9 protein-coding genes are annotated in these 9,806 nt (G+C 51.7%); 3 read left to right on the forward strand and 6 right to left on the reverse strand.

The annotated features are described in order from the left end of the window. Positions 1–20: 20 nt before the first annotated feature. Complete coding sequence (gene malK, locus VJY99_RS19080) at positions 21–1,130, reverse strand: maltose/maltodextrin ABC transporter ATP-binding protein MalK (RefSeq protein WP_324121294.1); 1,110 nt, start codon at positions 1,128–1,130, stop codon at positions 21–23. Positions 1,131–1,518: 388 nt separating this feature from the next. Between malK and malE the strand changes: the two genes are divergently transcribed. From malE to malG, 3 genes are all read left to right on the forward strand, one after another. Further along, a complete protein-coding gene (gene malE, locus VJY99_RS19085) occupies positions 1,519–2,709 on the forward strand; it encodes a maltose/maltodextrin ABC transporter substrate-binding protein MalE (protein ID WP_324121296.1) in 1,191 nt (396 codons plus the stop codon). A gap of 87 nt (positions 2,710–2,796) precedes the next feature. Then, complete coding sequence (gene malF, locus VJY99_RS19090) at positions 2,797–4,341, forward strand: maltose ABC transporter permease MalF (protein WP_324121297.1); 1,545 nt, start codon at positions 2,797–2,799, stop codon at positions 4,339–4,341. A 14-nt stretch (positions 4,342–4,355) separates the two neighbouring features. After that, positions 4,356–5,246 (forward strand): maltose ABC transporter permease MalG, encoded by an 891-nt coding sequence (malG, locus tag VJY99_RS19095; protein WP_324121299.1) that lies wholly within the window; start codon positions 4,356–4,358, stop codon positions 5,244–5,246. A 98-nt stretch (positions 5,247–5,344) separates the two neighbouring features. On the opposite strand, the gene psiE is transcribed toward malG, so the two are convergent. The 5 genes from psiE to yjbE form a co-directional block, all read right to left on the reverse strand. After that, positions 5,345–5,752 carry a phosphate-starvation-inducible protein PsiE gene (gene psiE, locus VJY99_RS19100; RefSeq protein WP_324121300.1) on the reverse strand — a complete coding sequence of 136 codons (408 nt, stop codon included), beginning with the start codon at positions 5,750–5,752 and terminating at the stop codon, positions 5,345–5,347. A 177-nt stretch (positions 5,753–5,929) separates the two neighbouring features. Then, positions 5,930–8,026 carry a YjbH domain-containing protein gene (locus VJY99_RS19105; RefSeq protein ID WP_324121302.1) on the reverse strand — a complete coding sequence of 699 codons (2,097 nt, stop codon included), beginning with the start codon at positions 8,024–8,026 and terminating at the stop codon, positions 5,930–5,932. After that, positions 8,026–8,733 carry a capsule biosynthesis GfcC D2 domain-containing protein gene (locus VJY99_RS19110; protein WP_414641624.1) on the reverse strand — a complete coding sequence of 236 codons (708 nt, stop codon included), beginning with the start codon at positions 8,731–8,733 and terminating at the stop codon, positions 8,026–8,028. The genes VJY99_RS19105 and VJY99_RS19110 overlap by 1 nt, the downstream gene beginning before the upstream one ends. Before the next feature lie 29 nt (positions 8,734–8,762). Continuing rightward, complete coding sequence (locus VJY99_RS19115) at positions 8,763–9,401, reverse strand: YjbF family lipoprotein (protein ID WP_324121305.1); 639 nt, start codon at positions 9,399–9,401, stop codon at positions 8,763–8,765. A gap of 63 nt (positions 9,402–9,464) precedes the next feature. After that, a complete protein-coding gene (gene yjbE / locus VJY99_RS19120; protein WP_324121307.1) occupies positions 9,465–9,710 on the reverse strand; it encodes an exopolysaccharide production protein YjbE in 246 nt (81 codons plus the stop codon). Between the last annotated feature and the right edge of the window lie 96 nt (positions 9,711–9,806).

A 9,806-nucleotide genomic window follows, 5' to 3' on the forward strand; every position in this document is an offset into this window, starting at 1 on the left:
TTTCTTTTTTATGGGAATGCTTAAACACCTGGCTCTTGATGCAACCGACGACAAGCAGTGCCATCTTCACGGAACAGATGGCAACGCTCCGGCGGTAAGCCAATAGCGAATGTGGCACCCTCTTTTACCAACACCACGTCATTCTGGCGGTACACCAAGTTCTGACGGATGGCGGGGATTTGGATATGAATCTGGGTTTCATGACCGAGTTGCTCAACCACCTGGACTTCACCTTCCAGAGTGACGTCAGCAATATCGCTTGGCAGAAGATGTTCCGGGCGAATACCAAGAGACATATTGGCGCCGACATGAACGTCTTTGCTTTCTACCGGCAGCCACACTTGCTGACGGTTTGGTAATTCAACCTGCACCTGATCGATTGCAGTGGCGGTGACTTTCACTGGCAGGAAGTTCATTTTTGGCGAGCCGATAAAGCCCGCAACAAAACGATCTGCCGGATAGTGGTACAACTCGAGTGGTTTACCGACTTGCGCGACACGACCGGCGTCCAGTACCACAATTTTGTCGGCAAGCGTCATCGCTTCGACCTGGTCGTGCGTCACGTAAATCATGGTGCGCCCGAGGCGTTTATGCAGTCGGGATATCTCAATGCGCATCTGCACGCGCAGCGCCGCATCAAGGTTTGAAAGGGGTTCATCCAGCAGGAATACACGGGGTTCAGCCACCAGCGTACGGCCAATCGCGACACGCTGACGTTGCCCACCAGAAAGCGCTTTCGGGCGGCGTTCTAACAAATGCGCTAATTGCAGCGTTTCCGAAACCTGAGTGACTCGTTGATTAATTTCGCTTTTCTTGGCACCGGCCAACTTCAGGCCAAAGGACATGTTTTCTGCAACGGAAAGATGGGGATACAAAGCATAAGACTGGAACACCATGCCGACACCACGCTCAGCGGGTGGAATGTCGTTCATGCGAGTGTCACCAATGAATAAATCACCACTAGTGATAGTTTCCAGCCCCGCGATCATGCGCAACAGTGTGGATTTTCCGCAGCCTGACGGGCCAACAAAAACCACGAACTCACCTTCCTGGATATCCAGGTTGATATCTTTCGATACCACCACGTCGCCCCAGGCTTTTGTTACGTTGCGTAGCTGTACGCTTGCCATGTACTTCTCCCTTCATTCATTCAGTCACGATGCTAATGGGCAGGTGATTCAAGATGTGTCGAACTATGACGTATCTATACATTTGGTAACTCCTCCACCCTGCTGTTTTTTATGGGGGAGGAGGCGGGAGGATGAGAAGCGGGTTTCTGCAACCGGTTACAGTCTGCACAACAGATTTTCGTGATCGTGGTTTCAAAATTCCGGGGGGTTTTATGTGCGCCAGTACACATAACTGCCAGTTATGCAATGGAGATCACAGTTAAACGAGCTGGGGCGTAGGACTAAGGAGGATGAGAAGCACTTGCCATCTGAGCAAACTGGCAACCGTAACGTCACTACCTTGACCTTGATGTATCCACGCGCAATCCACCATTCAAAGGATGGGACTATGAAAATTAAAACTGGCGCCCGCATCCTCGCTCTGTCTGCTCTGACAACGATGATGTTTTCCGCCTCTGCACTGGCCAAGATAGAAGAAGGCAAACTGGTTATCTGGATTAACGGTGATAAAGGCTATAACGGCCTGGCCGAAGTGGGTAAAAAGTTTGAGAAAGACACCGGTATTAAAGTCACCATCGAGCACCCGGACAAACTGGAAGAGAAATACCCGCAAGTCGCAGCAACTGGCGATGGCCCGGACATTATCTTCTGGGCACACGACCGTTTCGGTGGATACGCACAATCTGGCCTGCTGGCTGAAGTCGCTCCAGACAAAGCTTTCCAGGACAAACTGTTTCCGTTCACCTGGGATGCAGTTCGTTACAACGGCAAAATTATTGCTTACCCCGTTGCAGTTGAAGCGCTCTCTCTGATTTACAACAAAGATCTGGTACCGAACCCACCAAAAACCTGGGAAGAAATCCCTGCGCTGGATAAACAGCTGAAAGCGAAAGGTAAGAGTGCGTTGATGTTCAACCTGCAAGAACCGTACTTCACCTGGCCGCTGATTGCTGCTGATGGTGGTTACGCGTTCAAACTGGAAAACGGCAAATATGACGTGAAAGATGTGGGCGTGAACAGTGCAGGTGCTAAAGCGGGCCTGAACTTCCTGGTCGACATGATTAAAAACAAAAACATGAATGCGGATACCGATTATTCCATCGCAGAAGCAGCCTTTAACAAAGGCGAAACCGCGATGACCATTAACGGCCCGTGGGCATGGTCAAACATTGATAAGAGCAAAATCAACTACGGTGTCGCACTGCTGCCAACCTTCAAAGGCAAATCTTCCAAGCCGTTCGTGGGTGTTCTGAGTGCCGGTATCAACGCGGCTAGCCCGAACAAAGAACTGGCGAAAGAGTTCCTGGAAAATTACCTGATGACCGACCAGGGCCTGGCTGAAGTCAACAAAGACAAGCCATTGGGTGCTGTTGCTCTGAAATCTTACCAGGATCAACTGGCGAAAGACCCACGCATCGCCGCAACCATGGATAACGCCCAGAAAGGCGAAATCATGCCAAACGTGCCGCAAATGTCTGCGTTCTGGTATGCCGTTCGTACTGCTGTCATCAACGCAGTTAGCGGTCGTCAGACTGTTGATGAAGCGATGAAAGACGCTCAGGGACGTATTACTAAGTAAGAACTTCCCCCTCACCCCGGCCCTATCCCTCAGGGAGAGGGTTACGGTGAGGGTGGTTTTAGATGAAAAGCTGTTGAGGAAGACCCCATGGATGTAGTTAAAAAGAGCCACTGGTGGCAAAGCGATGTACTGAAATGGTCAGTCATCGGCCTGATGGGCCTACTGGTAGGTTATCTTGTTGTAATAATGTACGCCCAGGGGGAGTACCTGTTTGCCATAATGACGCTGATTTTAAGCTCACTTGGCCTCTATATTTTTGCCAATCGTAAGGCTTATGCCTGGCGTTATGTTTACCCTGGAATGGCCGGTATGGGGCTGTTTGTTCTGTTCCCATTGATTTGTACCATTGCCATCGCCTTCACCAACTACAGTAGCACCAACCAACTGACCCAAGAACGGGCGCAGGAGGTGCTGATGGACCGCCAATATCAGGCGGGCAAAACCTTTAATTTCGGCCTTTACCCCGCAGGTGACGAGTGGCAACTGGCCCTCACCGAGGGTGAATCTGGCAAGAATTTTGTCTCTGACGCCTTTAAATTCGGCGGCGAACAACATCTGAAACTGAAAGAAGCGGATGCGCTGCCAGCTGGCGAAAAAGCAAATCTGCGTGTCATTACGCAAAACCGCCTGGCGATGACGCAAATCACCGCCCAAATGCCTGATGAAACCACGCTGACGATGAGTTCCCTGCGCCAGTTCTCTGGCACACGACCACTGTATACGCTGGCGGATGATGGTGAACTGACTAACAACCAAAGCGGCGTGAAGTACCAGCCGAATAACAACATTGGTTTTTATCAATCGGTTAACGCTGACGGTAGCTGGAGCAACGAGCAATTAAGCCCAGGCTACACCGTGACCATCGGCTGGAAAAACTTCTTACGCGTCTTCCACGATGAAGGTATCCAAAAACCGTTCATGGCGATTTTCGTCTGGACGGTGATCTTCTCAGTCCTGACGGTGATTCTGACCGTGGCTGTTGGCATGATTTTGGCGTGCGTCGTGCAGTGGGAATCCCTGAAAGGCAAAGCGATTTATCGTGTGATGCTGATTCTACCGTACGCAGTCCCGTCGTTTATTTCTATTTTGATTTTCAAAGGGTTGTTCAACCAAAGCTTCGGTGAAATCAACATGATGTTGAGCTCACTGTTTGGTATCAAACCCGCCTGGTTTAGCGACCCGACCACCGCGCGTTCAATGATAATTATCGTGAATACCTGGCTCGGTTATCCATACATGATGATCTTGTGCATGGGCTTGTTGAAAGCCATTCCAGATGACCTGTATGAAGCCTCGGCAATGGATGGCGCAGGCCCGTTCCAGAACTTCTTTAAAATCACGCTGCCGCTGTTGATTAAGCCGCTGACGCCGCTAATGATTGCCAGCTTTGCCTTTAACTTTAACAACTTCGTGCTGATTCAACTGTTAACCAACGGCGGGCCAGACCGCCTCGGCACCACGACACCTGCCGGATACACGGACTTGCTGGTGAGCTATACCTACCGCATCGCCTTTGAAGGCGGCGGTGGCCAGGACTTTGGCTTAGCTGCGGCTATCGCAACGCTTATCTTCCTGCTGGTTGGGGCATTAGCGATTGTTAACTTGAAAGCCACCCGCATGAAGTTTGATTAAGGAGCGACACTCTCATGGCTATGGTTCAACCGAAATCTCAGAAACTGCGACTCTTCACGACGCACTTACTGTTACTGCTGTTTATCGCGACGATTATGTTCCCGCTGCTGATGGTGATTGCGATTTCACTGCGTCCGGGTAACTTCGCCACCGGCAGTCTTATCCCGGATCAAATATCCTGGGAACACTGGAAACTGGCGCTGGGTTTCAGTGTGCAACATGCTGATGGCAGCGTGACGCCACCGCCGTTCCCGGTGCTGTTATGGTTGTGGAACTCAATTAAAATCGCGGTAATTACTGCGCTGGGTATTGTGACGCTCTCAACGACGTGTGCTTACGCTTTTGCCCGTATGCGTTTCCCAGGTAAAGCGACGCTGCTCAAAGGGATGCTGATTTTCCAGATGTTCCCGGCAGTGCTGTCACTGGTTGCGTTGTATGCCTTGTTTGACCGCCTCGGCCAGTACGTTCCGTTTATCGGTCTGAATACGCATGGTGGGGTGATCTTCGCCTATCTTGGCGGGATCGCACTGCATGTCTGGACGATTAAAGGTTACTTCGAAACTATCGATAACTCACTGGAAGAAGCGGCAGCGCTGGATGGTGCAACCCCATGGCAAGCCTTCCGCCTGGTGTTACTGCCGCTGTCGGTACCGATTCTGGCGGTGGTGTTTATTCTGTCGTTTATCGCCGCCATTACCGAAGTGCCTGTGGCCTCGTTGCTGCTGCGCGATGTGAACAGCTACACCCTGGCGGTGGGCATGCAGCAGTATCTCAACGCACAAAACTATTTGTGGGGCGACTTTGCCGCAGCGGCCGTACTTTCCGCTATCCCGATTACCGTGGTGTTCTTACTGGCGCAGCGCTGGCTGGTGAGTGGCCTGACGGCCGGCGGGGTGAAAGGTTAGGATTTCCTGTAAGTTATTGCTTCACATTATGTAATACCACTGAAAACCCTCAATTTCATCTTAGATTTATTTCCGGCGGCCTCAGGGCCGCCTTTTTTTTATTCCCGCTTTAAACGGCTGCTGTTACACAGCCACAGCGTTATCACCAACAGCAAAATCGCGCCCGAATAAATCAACACGTCGAGCGGCTCCTTATGGTCGATGATGATCAGCCGCACAATGGCAGTGATGCCGATATAGACAAAATAACGCAGTGGGAAATGGTAACCCGACTGGAAGTACTTGACGATCAAGGCGATAAACTCGAAATACAGGAAGTAAACCACCAGCCCTTCGATAAACAGATATTTGCTGACCTCTTCGCCAGGCGTAAAGAGCACGTTGGCTAAATGCAGGGTTTCTTTGCCCAAAAAGATGATGAGGATCAGACCAAGAGTGAGCAGGGCCAGATTGAGTACTGTTTGTAGAACGCTGGCGATTAACTCAACGCGGGTGATTGTTGTCATTGTTACACCTCGTGGGTTAGGGTCCCGAGGTGTTGTTATACGTTGAAAATGTGATCCAGATCTAGTTTATTTACTTATATACCGATAATCCGTGGGGTGATTCCTATGGGGAACAGTGATTGCTTCGTTCACTGAACCGCACAACTTACTGGAACCACCCTAATTTCCTATACCCCATTACCTAAAATTAATATCCCGATCGCTCGTCATCCCATACAACTCAAACTTACGTCCCAGCATCTGTCCACCGTCACGCGTCAGCGGTGTCCAGCTTACCTGTGCGCGGCTGCGGGTTGGCGAAGAAGAGAAGATATCCAGCGGTACGTTGACGTAGAAACCTTTGGTGAAATCCCCTTCCCCATACTCTTCTTTCGATACGTTGGTGATAGACGCGTAAGTCCCCACCACCACACCGCTGTCGAAGCGTTTGGAGATTTCCAGCGTGCCGCCTTTATCTTTGGCCAGATACTGCCCAATACTCAATTTCACGAGTACGTCATCGGCAAACGGCGGTGTCCAGTAGCCTGTGATATGGCCGGTTGGCGCGCTGTAGTCAGTGAACTTCATCATGTCCAAGGGGCTTTGCCAGTCACGCTGTTTGACGTAGTTGGCGTTGGCACCAATCGCCCAATTGCTGTCGACCGGGCGATACAGCACTTCTGCCCCCACCCCGCCATACATGGTTTCGAGATAACCACCGTACACCTGCCCATACCAGCTGTTCCCCAGATACTGGAAGTAGTTGGCTTGCAGGTTATTGACGTAGACATCGTTCTCTACATAGTCACGGACGTGGGTACGCACGCGTGGCAGCGTCGAGTCATTCGGTGGGTTGGTGTAGTTAAATTTGTCGTAGTTATTGGCGATGTTGGCAAACAGGCTACCGGTCGTCAGCAAATGATCCGTGACCCACCAGTCGGCAGTTGCCATTACACCGACCTGATACATATAGAAGCTTTCTGGCCCGCCTATAGATTGGTTCAGCACCGGGTTAATCGAGAAATTCATCCTGGATTTATCGATGAAATACCCTTGCTCCGTTTTCTCTGGCACCACTGGCTCAAGACGTTTCTGTACCAGTTGCGTTTCATGCCCAAGCGGCTCGCCTTCCAGATGGTGACGTAGACTCGAAACATCCGTTTCGGTCGTCACTTGTGGCAAATTCAGGCGCGTTTCGGTAATACGAACGGTGCGGATGTTCTCCGGTAGGTCGTTCATGATGATGCGGTTGGCACGCTCAATCCCTTCGCGGGAATCGCGGTATTTCACCTGTTCACCCGTCACATACAAGGTGTCGCCTTTCACCTGAATATTCGGGTTCGCCAGACCGGCGTTGTATTTCAACTGTGTGAGCTGATTCGCCACCACCGTCGGCTGTAAAATTTCGTCTTGCGGCTGAGGTTGGTATTGCGGGCGGCGATTATCGTTATAACTTGGGCGTAAATCGTTGAAGTTAGTGCGCAACGTGACGCCAAACATAAAGGTATTGCCGCGCTCATAGCTGACGTTAACGTCGGCCCAATCGGTGACACGATAGATAGCGCCGACGTTAAAGTTGCTACGCTGCTCGAGTTTCCCGGCAAAATCTTGCGTGTAATTATTGCCTTCGTATTCCAACTTCAGGCGTAGCGGTTGCCACGGAGTCTGGTATTCGATACCGCCAAACAATGAAGCTGGCCCATGAAACATGCCGCTGAAGTTAAATGAACCCGCCTGGTTGTAGCGGTTGTCGCGATAGCAAAAACCGTCGCTCACTTCGCAAAACGGGCTTTTTACGTTACCGCCCGTGCCCATGTAGCCCCATCCCATGCCAAGGGTAAAATCGAACGGACCCCAGGCTTTGCTCGCCACCACATATTCGCCGTCAAACAGCCCGGTGCCGCCCAAGTCGCGTACCCCCACCGCCACTTGCGGCAAGTAATACCCTTCTTCCCAAAGACGGATTTTCATATCGAAGGCTTTATCTTTGTAGGTCTGATCACCGGAGAAAGCGTCGACACTACTGTACTGTTTAGTACGCACGTCGGTGTAGCGCAGCGTCGTTTCAAGCCATGGGAAAAGTTGCACCGAAGCCGAGTAAAAGCGGTACTGGTCGTTATCGCGATAGTTGAGACTAAATTCCCCTTCGCGCGCCATACGCGCCGTGGGAGTCTGCAGCAAACCAACACCGCCGAAATCCGATTGCGAGGGGCCGACAGGTGCAGGGAAGGTTTCTGCGTGGCAGGCAGCGGAGACCGCCAGTGCCAGCAAACTGTAGAGAGTTTTATTCTTCATCAATCCGGTCTCCGATGAGTCAGAGAGTGAAGGATTTGCTGATTCAGTTCGTTGAAATCAGAATTAAAAAGTCGGTCTTTAAAACCAACAAACAGGATGCTTCCCGGCGTGAGTTCGACATGGCGATGATTCCAGTAGGCCACCGGCGCTTTTTGTGTTTTCCCATCCGGATAAATAACCCATGCGTAGCTGCGGTCGGCACCACTGAGTTTTTCTATGCCATCCAGATATTCATCCGCGCTGCGCCCTGCAACGAAAGGCTTCGCACCCGGTGAGCTCACCAACCCCATCAGCGTGATGGTGGAAGGCTGCGGCCCGGTCCACAGGCTGTATTCGCCTTGCAAAGGCACATTGGCAAGAGGATGGACGCGGACCCAGTCGGGATCGAGGTCGACAAACTGCCGCCCGGTGACGTGAATAGCCTGCATCTGCTGGCGCAACCCATTGATGGCTGCCGCGTCGTCACCGCTTTCTTCGGCTGCAAATTTGCTTAATTGAGCCAATAATTTCTGATGCTGTTGCTCTGCAACCGTTGATGCCTGCCGCTCGCTGATGACAGCCCCCGGCCACCACGCTTGAGCGAGCGACGGTTGGGTGACTAAATCAGCGAGGCGTTCAACGTTGGTCAGTTGCTGATTCGCGGGATAAATTGTCACGTTCCCGGCGGCGTAGGCATTAAGTCCCAGAGTGGATAAGCAAAGCGCCATCCACCATGGGTTAGGTCTGGCGTTTATTTTCATTGTTTTGCCGCCTTCAACAAAATCGTAGTGACAGGCCAATAATCTGGTCCAAGATATTGTTTTGACTGGCGTACCTCGCCTTCGCTGTCTATCCAGAAACGGTTATGCCAGGTTTTCCCGGCGGCAGTCACTTCTTCGTCGAGGACGCGAACGGACGTGGTGCTGTTAGCAACGTCCAACGTTTCTGTCCCCTCCCAGGTGAAAGTTGAACGGGCGGTCGCCATGTGCACTTGTTGGTGTTCGGTCCAGGCCATTTGCCGTGTCCAGCGGGTGCCATCCACAATCTGGTTCGCTTTTACCAACGGGTCGCTTGCCCGGTTAGTCACTTGCTGGAGGTTGTCGCTAAGGCCTGTGGTTTTCACGATGCGACCCTTTTCCGTAACGATCATCGCCCGGTCCTGGGTGACCCATTTTTGTTGGCCTTCTTCGTCATAGGCCAACACCACAAATATCTGCGGGCCGTTATTAATGCGCATGTACTGGCTGGCGTAGCGCATATTCTGGAGCTCGTCATTGGTTAGCTGTATGCCGTCATCGCCAACAATGCTGTGCCAAAGCGAAGCGCCAAGGCCCTTGGTTGAATCAGAACAGGCCTGAAGTAACAAGCAGGCAAGAAGGATTGCGAGTCGCTGCACGAGGTTTTCCCAGAGTAGAAATAACCACACCGAAGTGTGGTTAGGGTTAAATCACCCGTGAAATTAACGGGTGCTGGTCGTCGTGGTGGTTGTCGTTCCAGTATTGGAACCATCGCCACCACCGGTTGCAGCAAGTGCTACACCCACTGCCGACCCGACAGTGCTGGCGCTGGTCGCAGTAGAAATCCCTGCAGACACAGAAGTTGCTTGTGCGCCGGCTGCTTCACCCACCGCTACCGGGTCAGCACTCGCCGCGCCAGCAGTTGCCAGCGTGAATATGGCTAAAGCGCCATAGAGAACTTTCTTCATAACAATTTCCCTTCATTGGATGAATGGAGGTTTGCCCAAAAGAATTTCAGGCGATTTCGAGTATACACAACAAATAATAGGGTTAGACCGATGTGG

Origin of the sequence: Buttiauxella sp. (genome assembly GCF_035271705.1) — a bacterium.
Lineage (GTDB): Bacteria > Pseudomonadota > Gammaproteobacteria > Enterobacterales > Enterobacteriaceae > Buttiauxella.

Excerpts from the sequence above, each read along its gene's own strand:
- VJY99_RS19105 (WP_324121302.1), bottom strand. The coding sequence starts at position 8,026 with ATGAAGAATAAAACTCTCTACAGTTTGCTGGCACTGGCGGTCTCCGCT.
- yjbE (WP_324121307.1), bottom strand. The coding sequence starts at position 9,710 with ATGAAGAAAGTTCTCTATGGCGCTTTAGCCATATTCACGCTGGCAACT.
- psiE (WP_324121300.1), bottom strand. The coding sequence starts at position 5,752 with ATGACAACAATCACCCGCGTTGAGTTAATCGCCAGCGTTCTACAAACA.
- malE (WP_324121296.1), top strand. The coding sequence starts at position 1,519 with ATGAAAATTAAAACTGGCGCCCGCATCCTCGCTCTGTCTGCTCTGACA.
- malF (WP_324121297.1), top strand. The coding sequence starts at position 2,797 with ATGGATGTAGTTAAAAAGAGCCACTGGTGGCAAAGCGATGTACTGAAA.
- malK (WP_324121294.1), bottom strand. The coding sequence starts at position 1,130 with ATGGCAAGCGTACAGCTACGCAACGTAACAAAAGCCTGGGGCGACGTG.
- malG (WP_324121299.1), top strand. The coding sequence starts at position 4,356 with ATGGCTATGGTTCAACCGAAATCTCAGAAACTGCGACTCTTCACGACG.
- VJY99_RS19110 (WP_414641624.1), bottom strand. The coding sequence starts at position 8,733 with ATGGCGCTTTGCTTATCCACTCTGGGACTTAATGCCTACGCCGCCGGG.